This window comes from Arthrobacter sp. BB-1, assembly GCF_006151685.1.
Classification (GTDB): Bacteria; Actinomycetota; Actinomycetes; order Actinomycetales; family Micrococcaceae; genus Arthrobacter.
Map to the genome: position 1 here is coordinate 182,322 of NZ_VDEV01000005.1, position 13,675 is coordinate 195,996.

Sequence of the window (13,675 nt, forward strand, 5' to 3'; positions counted from 1 at the left end):
CCACTGGGGGAGCCTGGCCTGTCATTTTCCTGGAGGACAGGGATGAGGATAGGACTGGTTGCAGGACCGTGGATCACGGTCCCGCCCAAAACGTACGGCGGAACAGAAAGAGTAGTGGACAGCCTTGCCAGGGGCTTCGCTGCTGCCGGGCATGAGGTGTTGTTGGCGGCGCCGTCTGACAGCACCTGTCCCGTACCCATAGTCCCGGGCATGCGGCCATCGGTTCCGGGGGAGTTGAGCCTTACGCTTTCCGAACTGAGCCACGTGGCCCGTTCGTATGCCGGCCTGGCTGACGTGGACATCATCCATGACCACACTTTGGCCGGCCCGCTGTATTCGGAGCGGCCGGAGCGTATCCCCGTGGTGACCACAGTCCACGGGCCGCTCAATGCGGAAGCGAAGGACGTTTACGGCGCCATAGCCCGGAGGGCCGCTATTGTCGCCATCTCCCGTGACCAGTGTTCGCGTGCCCCCGAGGTGCCTGTCACGCGCGTCATCCATCACGGAATGGCCCTTTCCTCCGTGCCGGTGGGTTCCGGAAGTGGGGGCTACCTGTGCTTCGTGGGGAGGTCCTGCCCTGATAAGGGCCTGTTGGAGGCCGTCCATGTAGCCCGCGAGGCAGGAATGCCGCTGAGGATTGCCGTCAAGATGCGCGAGCAGGAAGAAATCCGCTATTTCCGTGAGGTCATCGAACCAATCCTGGGACCCAACGAGGACTTTGTGGGGGAGGTGGACGATGCCGCCAAATACAAGCTGATGGGCGAAGCGCTGGCGTTCCTGAACCCTATCCAATGGCCGGAACCATTCGGCCTGGTCATGATCGAGGCCCTTGCCACAGGCACGCCGGTGATCGGGACGTCCATAGGATCAGCGCGCGAGATTATCGACCACGGGCGGACGGGATACCTCGGGGACACGGGGCAGCTGGCCGGCTTCGTGCAGGCAGCAGCAGGCCTGGACCGGAGCGTGTGCCGAAAGACAGTGGAAGAACGGTTCAGTGAGGAACGCATGGTGGACGACCACCTACGGCTGTATGCCGAGCTTCTTGGAGGCAGTGTGCCTGCAGGGGTTCCGGATGCGCCCGGCTTGCACCAGAATCTTTAAGGGGGCGGGCGGTCTCCCGATCCCCGCAGGATCCCGCCGCTAACCTAAGGAGTCCTTCCTTGACTGCATGGAACGCCGACACCGAGGCCGCCGCATCCGAATCCGGTTCGGTGACGGTGGTGGAAGGATCCTCGTTCTGCATTTCTTCCGGGACCGGGGACATCAGTGCCGACACCGGTACGAACGGTGCGTTCTACCAGGACACGCGCATCATTTCACACTGGATCCTCCGGGTTAACGGCTCCTTGCGTGAACCGCTGGCGGCACAGCGGCCCAAGCCCTTCGAAGCCACCTTCGTGGGCAGGGCCCAGTGGCCGGACGGCCGGTTCGACAGCCCGCTGGTGGTCCGGCAGAACCGCCACATCGGCCCAGGCCTGCAGGACGACATCACGCTGGAGAACTACTCGGGGGAGTCCGTGGACTGCGACATCGAGCTGCTGGTGGGTGCGGACCAGGCTGATCTTTTCGACGTCAAGGTGGGCCGCACCTCCAAGCATGCGGAGGCTGTCCGGACGGTCCGCGACGGCCAGCTGGTGATCGAAAGCGCCCGCAACGGCCAACAGCGGGGAACGGCTGTCCGGGCCCGGGGCGCCGACGTCAGCACGGACGGGCTCCGCTTCCGGGCCACCATTCCGCCGCGCGGCAAGTGGGCCACCAGCATCATTGTGGTCCCCCTGATCAACGGTGAGGCGCCCGCCGAAGCCTTCAGCGAGGACGGGCTGCCGCACCATCGGGAAGGGGCCCGCCGGCTCCGGCACTGGGAGCAGAACGTCCCGCTGATCACCGTTTCGGACGCCAACCTGCAGGCCCTCCTGAACCGCAGCCAAAGCGACCTGGGGTCGTTGCGGATCTTTGATCCGCACCATCCGGAACGGGTGGCCGTGGCGGCAGGGGCCCCATGGTTCATGGCGTTGTTCGGCCGGGACTCCATCCTGTCCTCCTACATGAGCTTGATGGTCGACCCCAAGCTGGCGGCCGGGACGCTGCAGACTTTGGCGGGCCTCCAGGGGACGAAAGTGGACGTTGACTCCGAGGAGGAACCGGGGCGCATCCCGCATGAACTGCGGCTGGGCGTCACTGCGGGGCTGGCGCTGGGGGGCACCGCCTACTACGGCACCGCCGATGCGACCCCGCTGTTTGCCGCCCTTGTTGGCGAACTAAGCAGGTGGGGGCTGGCGCGGAATGTGGTGGAGCCTTTGGTGCCACACGTAGACCGGGCGCTGGAGTGGATCGAGAAATACGGGGACCGCGACGGCGACGGGTTCGTGGAGTACCTCCGGCCCAACGACCACGGACTGGTCAACCAGGGATGGAAGGACTCCTGGGACGGCATCAACTTTGCGGACGGGACCATGGCCGAGGCGCCCATTGCCCTCTGCGAAGTCCAGTCCTACGTCTACTCCGCCTACGTGGGCCGGTCGCTGCTGGCCCGCTGGAGCGGCGACCGCGCCCTGGAACAGCACTGGGCTGAACGCGCCGCGGATTTGAAGACTGCCTTCAACGAGAAGTTCTGGTTGCCGGACAAGGGTTACTTCGCCGTGGCACTGGACAAGGACAAGCGTCCGGTGGATGCATGCACGTCGAACATGGGGCACTGCCTGTGGAACGGCATCGTGGACGAGGACAAGGCTGCGTCCGTGGTGGAGCACCTCATGTCCCCGCAGATGTTCACCGGCTGGGGAATCCGCACCCTCGGCTCCGACATGGGCGCCTACAACCCGGTGAGCTACCACAACGGTTCCGTGTGGCCGCATGACTCGGCCCTGGTGGCCACCGGGTTGATGCGCTACGGGTTCGTGGAGGAAGCGCGCAGGGTTGCCACCGGTATCTTTGAAGCCGCCGAGCACTTCGACGGCAGGCTGCCCGAACTGTTCTGCGGTTTTGACCGCGGCGAATTCTCCGGGCCAGTGGCATACCCCACCGCCTGCTCGCCGCAGGCGTGGGCGGCGGCGGCGCCGGTGCAGCTGGTGCGTGCCCTGCTGCGCTTCGATCCCGTTTTCACGCACGGAGTAGTGCACCTGGCGCCGATCCTGCCGGAGGACGTGGGCGAGTTCAAGGCCGAGAACGTGCTCCTGGACACCTCCCGGATCACCATCCGGGCGTCCGGGACCCACGGCACCGTGGAGGGGCTGCCGCCCGGCCTCAAGCTCGTGGCCGAACCACGCCCGCCCCTGGCCTACCCGCCCAACTACGCCTGACAGGCCCGGTGCCGCCGGTCACGGAAGGGCACGCTCCAGCACGAAGTCGTGTTCCACGGAGTTCCCCAGCCGGAAGGACTTGGTGCCCACCTTGCGGAACCCTGACTTCTCGTAGAAACGGATGGCCCGGGCGTTCTGGCTGTTGACCCCGAGCCACACACCGGCCCCGCCTGATCCGGCTGCCGCCTCCAGGCTGGCATGCATCAGCTCCGCGGCGGCGCCCAGGCCGTGGTGCCCGGGATGCACATAGCACTTGCTGAGCTCCACCGAGGGCGTCACCGTCAGCACCGAGGAAACGTCAGGATCCGCGGCAGGACGGTTCACCAGGAGGCTGTAGCCCTGAAGGCCGCCGTCCCCGTCGATCACCAGCACAGTGATGTCCGGGTCAGCAAGGTACTTTCGGAAGTGCTGTTCGCTGAGGGTACTCGCCAGGTGCGCCGCAATGTCCTCAGGCGACGCCGACGGCGGGCATGCCAGCGGAAAGGTGACCGCTGCCAACGCGGCCAGCGCCCCGGCGTCGTCCGTTACTGCCGTGCGGATGGAGGAGGTCATGCAGGGATTTTATGCCCCCGCGCTCCGGGTTTTGTCCAGGTATGCAGGGTTTATGGCCTCCCAAGCCTGCATACCTGGAAATACTCTCCGGCCTACTGCTTGAAGGCGGCGTCGAAGGACGTGCTCGACGGCGGGAAGTCGAACCTTTTGAGGGCGGCGAGGGCTTCGGGGGCGCCGTGGAGGCGGTCCATGCCGGCGTCTTCCCATTCGATGGAGATGGGGCCGTCGTAGCCGATCGCGGACAGGGCTCGGAAAGAGGCTTCCCAGGGGACGTCGCCGCGGCCGGCGGAGACGAAGTCCCAGCCGCGGCGCGGGTCGCCCCAAGGCAGGTGGGAGCCCAGGACGGTGTTGCGGCCGGTCTGGCGGATCTTGGTGTCCTTGCAGTCCACGTGGTAGATCCGGTCCTTGAAGTCCCAGATGAAGGAGACGGGGTCCATGCCCTGCCACATCATATGGGAGGGGTCCCAGTTCAGCCCGAACGCTTCCCGGTGCCCGATCGCTTCCAGGGTGCGGACGGTGGTCCAGTAGTCGTAGGCGATCTCGGACGGGTGGACTTCGTGGGCGAAGCGGACCCCGCATTCATCAAAGACGTCCAGGATGGGGTTCCAGCGGTCGGCGAAGTCCTGGTAGCCGGCCTCAATGACCTTTTCCGGGACGGGCGGGAACATGGCCACGTACTGCCAGATGGAGGAACCGGTAAACCCGACGACAGTGTCCACGCCGAGCGCCTTGGCGAGCCGTGCGGTGTGCTTCATTTCCTCGGCGGCCCTTTGGCGGACGCCTTCGGGATCGCCGTCGCCCCAGACCTTGGCTCCGACGATGTCCTGGTGGCGGAAGTCGATGGGGTCATCGCAGACGGCCTGGCCCTTGAGGTGGTTGGAGATGGCCCAGACTTTAAGGTTGTACTTTTCGAGTACGGCCAGCTTGGACTCGACGTAGCCGGGTTCGTCCCAGCGCCAGGCGTCCAGGTGGTCGCCGGAAACGGCGATTTCCAGGCCGTCGTAGCCCCAGCCGGACGCCAGTTTTGCCACCTCTTCGAAGGGCAGGTCGGCCCACTGGCCGGTGAACAGGGTAAACGGGCGGGGCATGTCAGGCTCCTTCTGGTTGGTTGGTGGCGGCGGCCGGGTTGGCGGGGGCCAGCTGGATGAGGGCGCTTTTCGCGGCGGCGGATTCCTCCACGGCGTCCAGGATGCGCTGGACGGCAAGCCCGTCCTCAAACGACGGCGACGGCGCGGTTCCGGAGCCGACGGCCAGCAGGAAGTCGCGGACCTCGTGCGTGAAGGTGTGCTCCCAGCCGATGATGTGGCCCTGCGGCCACCACGCCTCGAGGTACGGGTGCTCGGGCTCGTTGACCAGGATCCGCCGGAATCCCTGCTCCCTGGCCGGCGCCGTGGCATCCAGGAACGCGAGCTCATTGAGGTTTTCCAGGTCGAAACGGATGGCGCCCTGATCGCCGTAAACCTCGATCTGCAGGGAGTTCTTCCGGCCGGTGGCAACCCGGGAGGCCTCCACTGAGGCGATTGCTCCGGAGGTGAGGGACAGCGATGCCCAGGCGGCGTCGTCGACCGTGACGTCCTCCAGGCCGTTGGCACCGGGCCGGCGGCCCACGAAAGTGTGGACGCGGCCGGAGACTTCGGTGACCTCGGCTCCCAGCAGGAACAGCACCTGGTCGATGGCGTGGCTGGCGATGTCGCCCAGTGCCCCGGAGCCGGCTGTTTCCTTCCTCAGCCGCCAGGTCATGGGCGCCTGGCTGTCAGCGAGCCAGTCCTGCAGGTAGGCGGCGCGGACGTGCCTGACCGTGCCGATCCTGCCCTCGGCGATCAGCTCCTTCGCCAGGGCAAGGGCCGGGACCCGGCGGTAGTTGAACCCCACCATCGACTGGACCCCCCTGGCCCGGGCGGCCTGGGCTGCAGCGGTCATGGCTTCTGCCTCCGCGAGGGTATTGGCGAGCGGCTTCTCCAGCAGCACGTGCTTGCCTGCCTCGAAGGCGGCGATGGCGATTTCCGCATGCATCCAGCCCGGCGCGCAAACATCGATGATGTGGATGTCATCCCGGTCCAGGACCGTGCGCCAGTCGGTGGCCGTTTCCGCCCACCCGTACTTCGCGGCCGCTTCTTCCACCGCGGCGGCGTCGCGGCCCACCAGGACCTTCTGCTCAAACGCCGGGACGTCGAAGAAACTGGCCACGTTCCGCCACGCGTTGGAATGCGCCTTGCCCATGAAGGCGTAGCCGATCATCGCTACGCCCATGGGCCTCTGGTTTGTTTCGTTGCTCATGCGCCTTCTCCCAGCGTCAGTGTTTCCGGTGCCCAGTCCTCGGGGAGGGGGGCGGAGGCCGGTGCGGTACTTTCAACGTCCACGAAGGTGCCGGAGTCCATGGATTCCGAGATGGAGACCATGGCGTCCAGCACGTGGTAGGCCAGGCTGCCGGTGGCGCGGTGCGGGACGCCGGCGCGGATGGAGCGGGCCATGTCCAGGACGCCCATGCCGCGGCCGTTCGCCGGGCCGGTGGCCCGGATGGTGGTCCAGTCCTCGTCCCCTGCGCGCCAAAGCCTGACGTCCCCGTCGAAGTTGTTGGGGTCCGGCAAGGAAATGGTGGCCTCCGTCCCGGTGATTTCCACGAAGCCCATCCGGGTGCGGGGGGATTCGAAGGAGAAGACGCTGTGGGAGGACGCGCCACTTTCGAACTGCGCCATGGCTGAGACGTGCGTGGGGACTTCCACCGTGAATTCCTCGCCGGCCTTGGGACCGGAACCGATGACGCGGATGTCCTTGGCCTTGGACCCGACGGCGGCCACCTTGCGGATGGAGCCGAAGGCCTGGACCAGCGTGGTGAGGTAGTAGGGGCCCATGTCGAACAGGGGGCCGGCGCCGTACTGGAACAGGAAGGCCGGGTTGGGGTGCCAGGACTCCGGGCCGGGCGTCTGGAACGTAGTCATCCCGGTCAGGGGTGTGCCGATGTCGCCGCGCTGGATCAGGCGCAGCGCGGTCTGGAGTCCGGCGCCCAGGAACGTATCCGGCGCGCAGCCCAGGCGGATGCCCGCGGAGTCGGCGGTTTTGAGGAGCCCCAGCCCTGATTCGCGGTCAAGGGAAAAGGGCTTTTCGGTCCAGACGTGCTTGCCGGCGTTGACGGCGGCGGTGGCCACCTCGACGTGGGCTGCGGGGATGGTCAGGTTCACGATGATTTCGACGTCGGGGTGGTGGAGTGCCTTGTCCACCCCGCCCCACTCGGGGATGCCGTACTCCTTCGCCCGTGCTTCGGCCGCCTCCTCGAAGAGGTCCGCGACGACGAGGACCTTGAGGTCGGGGAACGTGGTGAGGTTGTCCAGGTACTGCTTGCTGATGTTGCCTGCGCCGATGACGCCGACGCCCACCGGGCCTTTGCTGATGGAGGGGGTGCTCATGCGCTGGCTCCTGCGTTGCTCGAGGCATTGTTGTTTCCGGTGTTGTTGAGGAAAGCGAGGCTCTCGGCGATGCCCTGGAAGATGTCCCCGGCGTAGTCGTCGAATTCCACCACGCCCACCTCCAGGGACTTCGCCGCGGCGATGACTTCCAGGACCGGGACCTTGCCCTGCCCGGCCGGCTGCTGGGCCTTGGTATCCGTGGTCAGGGGGCCGTCCTTGATGTGGATCAGTTTTACCCGGTCCCCGAGCTTGGTGAGGATGTCCACCGGATCCTGCCCGCCCACGGCCACCCAGTAGGTGTCCACTTCCAGGACCAGTTCCGGATCAAGGAGGTCGGCGAAGTATTCCAGGGCCGTCCGGCCTTCGATGGTGGACTCAAGCTCCCACTGGTGGTTGTGGTAGCCAACCCGGATGCCGTACCCGGCGCCCTTCCTGGCTGCTGCGTTGAGTCCGGCGGCGGTTTCCTGGATGTCTTCGGCCGACTGCCAGCGCTCAGCCGGGATGAAGGGGTCGATCACGGTGGTGATACCCAGGTCCCTGGCCGCCGCGAAGATTTCGTCCTGGTCCTGGCTGAGCAGAGGGGCGTGGCCGGACGGCGCCGTCAGGCCGTGTTCCTTCAGGGCGGCCCCGAGTTCCTTGGCAGTGGCGACGAAGTTGTAGGGCTCCACCTGCGTAAAGCCTATTTCCGCGACCTTCCGGATGGTTCCTTCCAGGTCTTCCTGGATGGCATTCCTCAGGGTGTAAAGCTGGATTGAGTAGGACAAGGGGTCTCTCCCGGTGCTTGGACGTGGTGGCGAGGGCTTTGATTAAGGGTCTACCTGCAAAGCTAGGAGCACTTTTGCCGGGCGTCAAGCAAAAGTTGTTGCCGTGACATAAATAAGTCTGCTATCTATGTCCTATGAACAAGACCGCCGGCCACCGGGCTGCTCCTGAGCCGTTGGCAGCGCAGGGACGTGCCGGGGACATCTTCCAGTTGCTCCGGGACGGCAAGGCCCGCACGCGTGCCGAGCTCGCCGGGACTACCGGGCTGGCCAGGTCCACCGTGGCCGCCCGCATCGACGCCTTGGTGGCCGCCGGGCTTGTTGGTCCTGCGGGTGAGGCAAGCTCCAGTGGCGGCAGGCCGCCGTCGCGCTTTGCCTTCAAACCGGACGCCAGGGTGGTACTCGCCGTGGACGTCGGGGCGACGCACGTGGCCGTGGCCGTTACGGACCTCGGCGGGTCGGTGCTCGCTGAACGCCGGCTGGACCAGCAGGTGGCGGACGGGCCGGAGAAGGTCCTGGGGCTCGTGGTGCGCCAGGCAGCGAAACTGTTGGCGTCGGCGTCGCGGGGCATGGCGGAGCTGGCGGGGGTGGGGATTGGCCTTCCGGGGCCCGTGGAGCACGGCACGGGGCGGCCCGTCAAGCCGCCCATCATGCCGGGCTGGGACGGTTTTGACGTCGTCCGGTTCGTCCAGCGCTCGCTGCCGGTCCCTGTGCTGGTGGACAATGACGTGAACATCATGGCGCTGGGGGAGCGTACGGCGCACTGGCCGGAGGAAGACAATTTCCTGTTCGTGAAGGTTGCCACCGGCATCGGCGCGGGCATCATCAGCAGCGGCGAGCTGCAGCGCGGCGCCAACGGCACGGCCGGGGACCTCGGTCACGTCCGCGTCCCCCGGGGTGACGGCGTCCTGTGCCGCTGCGGGAACTACGGCTGCCTGGAAGCGCTCGCATCAGGACCGGCGATCGCCGCGGCACTGCGCAGCGCGGGACTGGACGCCGCCCGGGGGCCCGACGTGGCCGCCCTCGCGGCACACGGCAACCCGGAAGCCATCCACGCGCTGCGCCAGGCCGGACGGGATGTGGGCGATGTGCTCGCCACCGTGGTGAATCTCCTGAATCCGTCGGTGATCGTGGTCGGCGGCAGCATCGGGGGCGCGGGAGAGTACCTGGTGGCCGGCGTCCGTGAAGTTGTGTACCGGCGCTCGCTGCCCCTCGCAACGTCGCAGCTACGGATCGGACTGTCGCGTGCCGGGGACCAGTCCGCCATCCTCGGCGCCAGCCAGCTGGTGACCCAGCACGTCCTTTCGCCCGCCGTCGTTGAAGCAACCCTGCAGGCAACGGGCTGACTCCTGCTACGGCCTGATGACCCGGACGGGCGCGCCGGCCAGCCAGGCGGTCACGTCCTCGAACGCGCCGCCGTAGAACTGCCGGTAGCTTTCGCGCGTGACGTAGCCGAGGTGCGGCGACAAGACGGTGTTGGGGGCTGCGAGGAGCGGGTGTCCCGCCTGCAGCGGTTCCTGGTCGAACACATCCAGCGCAGCCCCGCGGATCCAGCCCTCGGCGAGGGACTTCAGCAGCGCGTCCTGGTTGACCAGCGGGCCCCTGGCGGTGTTCACCAGGACGCCCTCAGGTCCCAGCAGCCGCAGTTCCTGCTCGCCCACAGTGTTTTCGGAACGTTCGGAGAGCCGCAGGTGCAGCGTGGCAACATCCGCCAGGCGGAAGAGTTCCTCCTTGGACACCAGGCGGGCGCCGGCCTCCTCCGCTGCCGCGGCCGTCAGGTTCTGGCTCCAGGCCAGGACCTCCATCCCAAAGGCCTGCCCGTACGCCGCGATCCGGCGGCCAATCTTGCCAAGGCCCACCACGCCCAGGGTCTTGCCCGCCAGCTCGAAGCCAACCGTTGTCTGCCAGGACCCTGCCCGCAGGGAGTTCTCTTCGGCCGGCAGGTTCCTGGCGAGGGACAGCAGCAGGGCCCAGGTCAGCTCTGGGGCGGCCGTGGGCGAGCCCGGGGTGCCGCATACCGTGATGCCCTGCTCGGCAGCCGCGGCCACGTCAATTGAGGCATTCGCCATCCCGGTGGTCACCAGGAGCTGCAGGGTTGGAAGTTTTTCCAGTACCGCCCGCGGAAATGCGGTTCGCTCACGCATGGCCACCACCATAGTCACGTCCGCCAGCGCGGACACCAGGGCCTCCGGGGAGGCGAAGGGTTCACGGAAGGCCATGGTGGTCACGCCCTCCGCTTCCAGGGCCGCCCAGTCCGCGAAGCCATGGGCAACATCCTGGTAGTCGTCGAGGATGGCGAGGCGGTGCTTCATGGCGGTGTCCTTCGTCCTGGGTAACCTTGGCGTGATGTTCATCGTAAGGCAGCGGGTTCCGGCCTTTCCTGAAACCCCTGCCCCGTCCGGCGTGATAGCAATGGGAGTGATGAAACTCCCCCCACACCGGTTCCTGGCCCCGTGAACGGCCGGATCCTCGCCCGGATTCCCAACAGTTGGATCCTGCTGGCGTGCATAGGCCTGCTGGCACTGAACCTGCGCGGCCCTTTTGTGGCGGTTGCGCCCGTAGTGGACCTGATGCAGGCGGAGCTCAACTTCTCGCCGGTCCTGCTGGGGCTCCTGACCAGCATCCCGGTGCTGTGCTTCTCCCTTGCCGCCCCGCTGGCCTCCCTGGCTGCCCGGAAATTCGGTGCCGAGTTCGCGGTGACGCTGACCATCCTCGGCGTTCTGGCCGGGGTCCTGGTGCGTTCGGCGGGAGGGCCCGTCCTGGTGGTGTCCGGAACGGTGCTGATTGGCCTGGCCATCACCGTGGGCAACATCGCGGTGCCGCTGATCATCCGCCGCGATTTCGGGCAGGCCCGGCAGGGGACCGCGATGGGCATCTACACCGCGGCGTTGAACATCGGCTCGTTCCTGACCTCGGTGGCCACGGCGCCGCTGGCCAGCCTGGCCGGTTGGCGGTTTGCGCTGGGATCCGTTGCCGTCCTGGCCGTGGTGGCCGTCGTTTTCTGGACGCTCGCCGTGGGCGGACGCCGGGCTTTCTTCATTTCCCCCGACGACGGCGCCGGCACCCGGTTGCCGCCGGTGGACGGTGCTCGGTGGACGACGGCGGGCCTGACCGCGGGCTTCGCCGGACAGGCCTTCTCCTATTACGGCGTAACAGCCTGGCTCCCGACGATCCTGGCCGACGAGCTGGGAATGGCGCCGGCGGCGGCCGGGGCCGGATCGTCGCTGTTCCAGATCCTCGCAATTGCCGGTGGGCTGGGTGTTCCCCTGGCGGCACGGTTCACCAGTACAACGACGGTGGCGGTGGCACTGGGCCTGATGTGGCTGACGGTCCCCTTGGGACTGTTGCTGACGCCGGAATTCTGGTGGTTGTGGTGCTCGTTGGGCGGCGTAGCCCAGGGTGGCGGCATCACGCTGATCTTCATTGCCATCATCAAGCTCGCGCGGGACCAGGCGTCGGCGGGGAAGATGTCCGCCGTGGTTCAAGGCGCCGGTTATGCGATCGGCGCGGCTGCTCCTCCGCTGCTGGGTTACCTCCACGGGCTGTCCGGTTCCTGGACGGTGCCGATGCTGTTGATCCTGGCGTCCGTGCTGACGTTCTTCCTCACCACCACCCTCTCCGTGCGGAAGGTGCCCAAAAGCCGCTGACGCGACCCGCCGCCGTTGCGACCCGCCGCCGTCGTGCCCTCCCTTCCCTGCCGTCGCCCGCTCACTTACTGCCGGACACAAGGGACGCTCTCTCACTTAATGCGGCAATTAGAGGTCGCTCTCTCACTTTCTTGGGGAAAGCGAGAGAGCGATCCGGATTTTTCTGCATTAAGTGATAGAGCGTCCGGGTGGCACCGGGAGGGGTGGTGCTCCGTCGCCGGGCCGGCCCTCCGGATTTCGGAGGTGCCTGTTGCGGAAGGGCGTGCCGGCCCGGCGGACGGAAGTCTTGAGCCAGAGGCTACGCCGCGGCGAGCTCCTCGACCGTTGCCTTTTCGCGGGCCTCCGTCAGGTACCGCGCGTAGGCGGGGAGGGTGAGGAAGGACGGGAAGTCCTGGCCGAGGGTGACCTCCTCGAAGATGTCCCGCGCGTCCTCGAACCGGTCGCCGTCGAAGCGTTCCAGCCGTGCGAATTCCTCATCGAGGAGCTCCTCCACCCAGTGGTGGGTGATGATTTCGCCGTGGTCCGTGATGGCGTGGGCGTAGATCCACTGCCAGAGCTGGGAGCGGGAGATTTCGGCGGTGGCGGCGTCCTCCATGAGGTTGTGGATGGCGACGGCGCCGTTGCCGCGCAACCAGGATTCGATGTAACGGATACCCACTTCGATGTTGTTCCGGATGCCCTGTTCGGTGATGGTTCCGGTTGTGGCGGCCACGTTGATGAGCTCGCGGTCGTCCGGGGTGACGTCCTCGCGGGTGCGGTCCAGCTGGTTCGGCTTCTCGCCCAGGATGGAGTCGAACACCTCGCGGCAGACGGGAACCAGGTCCGGGTGGGCCACCCAGGAACCGTCGAAGCCGTCGTTGGCCTCGCGCGTCTTGTCGGCACGGACCTTCTCGAAGGCGTTGGCGTTGGCTGCCTCGTCCTTGCGGTTGGGGACGGCCGCAGCCATGCCGCCGATGGCCATGGCGCCGCGCTTGTGGCACGCCCGGACCAGCTGCTCCGTGTAGGCGCGCATGAAGGGCTGGGTCATGGTCACCTGGCCGCGGTCCGGGAGGACGAACCGGGGGCCGCGGGTGCGGAAGTTCTTGATCAGGGAGAAGATGTAGTCCCAGCGTCCGGCGTTCAGGCCTGCGGCATGGTCGCGCAGTTCGTAGAGGATCTCCTCCATTTCGAAGGCCGCGGTGATGGTTTCGATCAGCACGGTGGCGCGGATGGTGCCCTGCGGAATACCGAGCAGGTCCTGGGCGAGGATGAAGATGTCGTTCCAGAGCCGGGCCTCGAGGTGGTTCTCGATCTTGGGCAGGTAGAAGTACGGGCCCTTGCCCTGGGCCAGGAGGCGGCGGGCGTTGTGGAAGAAGAACAGGCCGAAGTCCACGATGCCGCCCGCGATCGGTTCGCCGTCGATCAGCATGTGCTTTTCGGGCAGGTGCCAGCCGCGGGGCCGGACCACGATGGTGGGGAGTTCGCCGGCGGGCTTCAGCTTGTATTCCTTGCCCTCGGGGGTGGTGAAGTCGATCCGGCGTTCCAGGGCGTCGGTGAGGTTCAGCTGGCCCTTGATCACGTTGCGCCAGGTGGGGGTGGAGGAGTCCTCCATGTCCGCCAGCCAGACCTTGGCGCCGGAGTTCAGGGCGTTGATGGTCATCTTCTGGTCCACCGGCCCGGTGATCTCCACCCGGCGGTCCTCCAGCCCGGGGGCCGGGGGAGCGACGCGCCAGGACGGGTCGTTGCGGATGTGCTCGGTTTCGCGGAGGAACCGCGGGTCCTGCCCCGAGGCGATGGCACCCCGGCGGCTGCGGCGGGCCTGCAGCAGTTCCTGCCGCCGGGCCGCCGTCGCCCTGTGCAGCTTGGCAATAAATGCCAAGGCATCCGGAGTCAGCACCTCCTGCTGGCGGCAAACGGGCTGCGCGGTGAGGGTAATGCCATTGATCGTGAAGCTATCGGTGAAGCTGTTCATTTCAGTCTCCTGGTGCATGGCCCAACTGGGTAGCACTAAGTGTCGTTTTGAGCCTCCA

11 protein-coding genes are annotated in these 13,675 nt (G+C 66.9%); 4 read left to right on the top strand and 7 right to left on the bottom strand.

Going from position 1 to position 13,675, the window contains the following annotated elements; genetic code table 11:
• Nucleotides 1–42: 42 nt before the first annotated feature.
• Nucleotides 43–1,104 (top strand): glycosyltransferase family 4 protein, encoded by a 1,062-nt coding sequence (locus FHJ30_RS03675; RefSeq protein ID WP_139027901.1) that lies wholly within the window; start codon nucleotides 43–45, stop codon nucleotides 1,102–1,104.
• 59 nt (nucleotides 1,105–1,163) lie between these two features.
• On the top strand, nucleotides 1,164–3,302 hold the full coding sequence (locus FHJ30_RS03680) for a glycogen debranching N-terminal domain-containing protein (RefSeq protein ID WP_139027902.1): 2,139 nt from the start codon (nucleotides 1,164–1,166) through the stop codon (nucleotides 3,300–3,302).
• 18 nt (nucleotides 3,303–3,320) lie between these two features.
• Here FHJ30_RS03680 and FHJ30_RS03685 read toward each other — a convergent pair whose 3' ends face one another.
• The 5 genes from FHJ30_RS03685 to FHJ30_RS03705 form a co-directional block, all read right to left on the bottom strand.
• The gene (locus FHJ30_RS03685) at nucleotides 3,321–3,854 is read right to left on the bottom strand and encodes a GNAT family N-acetyltransferase (protein WP_139027903.1); all 534 of its coding nucleotides are present in this window, start codon (nucleotides 3,852–3,854) and stop codon (nucleotides 3,321–3,323) included.
• A 92-nt stretch (nucleotides 3,855–3,946) separates the two neighbouring features.
• Nucleotides 3,947–4,942 (bottom strand): sugar phosphate isomerase/epimerase, encoded by a 996-nt coding sequence (locus tag FHJ30_RS03690; RefSeq protein WP_139027904.1) that lies wholly within the window; start codon nucleotides 4,940–4,942, stop codon nucleotides 3,947–3,949.
• A 1-nt stretch (nucleotide 4,943) separates the two neighbouring features.
• Nucleotides 4,944–6,131 carry a Gfo/Idh/MocA family protein gene (locus tag FHJ30_RS03695; RefSeq protein ID WP_139027905.1) on the bottom strand — a complete coding sequence of 396 codons (1,188 nt, stop codon included), beginning with the start codon at nucleotides 6,129–6,131 and terminating at the stop codon, nucleotides 4,944–4,946.
• The gene (locus tag FHJ30_RS03700) at nucleotides 6,128–7,258 is read right to left on the bottom strand and encodes a Gfo/Idh/MocA family protein (protein ID WP_139027906.1); all 1,131 of its coding nucleotides are present in this window, start codon (nucleotides 7,256–7,258) and stop codon (nucleotides 6,128–6,130) included. The genes FHJ30_RS03695 and FHJ30_RS03700 overlap by 4 nt, the downstream gene beginning before the upstream one ends.
• Nucleotides 7,255–8,022: a sugar phosphate isomerase/epimerase gene (locus tag FHJ30_RS03705; protein ID WP_139027907.1), complete on the bottom strand. Its 768-nt coding sequence runs from the start codon at nucleotides 8,020–8,022 to the stop codon at nucleotides 7,255–7,257. The genes FHJ30_RS03700 and FHJ30_RS03705 overlap by 4 nt, the downstream gene beginning before the upstream one ends.
• Nucleotides 8,023–8,156: 134 nt before the next feature.
• On the opposite strand from FHJ30_RS03705, the gene FHJ30_RS03710 reads away from it, so the two are divergent.
• A complete protein-coding gene (locus tag FHJ30_RS03710) occupies nucleotides 8,157–9,365 on the top strand; it encodes an ROK family transcriptional regulator (RefSeq protein ID WP_139027908.1) in 1,209 nt (402 codons plus the stop codon).
• Nucleotides 9,366–9,371: 6 nt separating this feature from the next.
• Here the strand turns inward: FHJ30_RS03710 and FHJ30_RS03715 are convergent, their stop codons facing one another.
• Complete coding sequence (locus tag FHJ30_RS03715) at nucleotides 9,372–10,331, bottom strand: D-2-hydroxyacid dehydrogenase family protein (protein ID WP_139027909.1); 960 nt, start codon at nucleotides 10,329–10,331, stop codon at nucleotides 9,372–9,374.
• 141 nt (nucleotides 10,332–10,472) lie between these two features.
• Here FHJ30_RS03715 and FHJ30_RS03720 point away from each other — a divergent pair, with 141 nt between their 5' ends.
• Nucleotides 10,473–11,666, top strand: coding sequence for a CynX/NimT family MFS transporter (locus FHJ30_RS03720; protein ID WP_139027910.1), 1,194 nt, complete (start codon nucleotides 10,473–10,475; stop codon nucleotides 11,664–11,666).
• A gap of 298 nt (nucleotides 11,667–11,964) precedes the next feature.
• Here FHJ30_RS03720 and aceB read toward each other — a convergent pair whose 3' ends face one another.
• A complete protein-coding gene (gene aceB / locus FHJ30_RS03725; protein WP_139027911.1) occupies nucleotides 11,965–13,617 on the bottom strand; it encodes a malate synthase A in 1,653 nt (550 codons plus the stop codon).
• Between the last annotated feature and the right edge of the window lie 58 nt (nucleotides 13,618–13,675).